Raw genomic sequence first — 1197 nt, 5'->3', positions numbered from 1 at the left:
ACCGTGAACAACAAGGAAGCAGCTGAAGCGATCAAAGAAATTAAGAAACAGATCCATATTCCGTTAGTTTCCGATATCCATTTTGACCATCGTCTAGCGCTTGCTGCGATTGAGAATGGGATCGATAAAGTACGGATTAATCCAGGCAATATAGGCCGCCGCGAGAAAGTAGAGGCGGTTGTTAAAGCTTGTAAAGAGCGTGGGATTCCAATTCGAATCGGCGTTAATGCAGGTTCGCTTGAGAACCATCTACTGGAGAAGTATGGTTACCCGACTCCGGAAGCTATGGTGGAAAGTGCCTTATTTCATATCAACATTCTAGAAGAATTAGATTTTCAAGATATTATCGTCTCCCTCAAAGCTTCTGATGTACCGATGGCGATTGCCGCTTATTCACAAGCTGCGAAAGCATTTAACTACCCTCTTCATCTTGGGATTACCGAAGCGGGAACGCTCTTTACGGGCGCAGTGAAAAGTGCCGCGGGTATTGGAACGCTTCTCAACATGGGAATTGGGAACACGCTTCGTATTTCGCTTAGCGCGGATCCGGTTGAAGAGATTAAGGTTGCGCGTGAGTTGCTCAAGACATTTGGCTTAATTACAAATGCGGCAACGCTCGTATCCTGTCCGACCTGCGGTCGTCTCGACATTGACTTGTTCTCGATCGCTAACGAGGTGGAGGACTACATTGCCAAGATCAAGGTGCCAATTAAAGTATCTGTCTTAGGTTGTGCGGTTAACGGACCTGGAGAGGCCCGTGAGGCGGATATTGGGATTGCGGGTGCTCGTGGTGAGGGCATGCTGTTCCGCTATGGTGAAATGATCCGTAAGGTCCCAGAAGCTGAACTTCTCAATGAGCTGAAGAAAGAAATTGATATCATCGTCAAAGCCTATGAAGAAACAGGTGCTATTCCTGGACGTAAGCACTAATTTTCCTTTCACATAAGTAAAGCCGTTAAGATCCCCCATGAGGGCACCTTAACGGCTTTTTGTTATTCAGCGCACGCATATTTGGGGCTCAAGAGAAGCATAATGAGAGAACTGGAAAGCTTGCTCAATTCGCGTAAGTTTTACTAAGGATGAAGGAGAATGACCATGATTTTGTTAAAAAAGAGTTCCGCAACACGTCGAATTTCCCTGGTGATTACTATGGGCGTTTCGCTGCTCCTGCTGCCCGTACATTCAGGGGCTGCTGAT

1 protein-coding gene is annotated in these 1197 nt (G+C 46.6%); it reads left to right on the top strand.

All coding sequences use genetic code 11. The features are described 5' to 3' along the window. Window positions 1–930, top strand: a 930-nt coding sequence (ispG, locus tag AC1DUA_RS38380) for a flavodoxin-dependent (E)-4-hydroxy-3-methylbut-2-enyl-diphosphate synthase (RefSeq protein ID WP_477504682.1), incomplete at its 5' end; no start/stop codon positions are given. Window positions 931–1197 lie beyond the last annotated feature (267 nt).

The sequence above is a fragment of the Paenibacillus sp. 01T422 genome, assembly GCF_056398785.1.
This window is presented reverse-complemented; position numbering and strand designations above follow the sequence as displayed.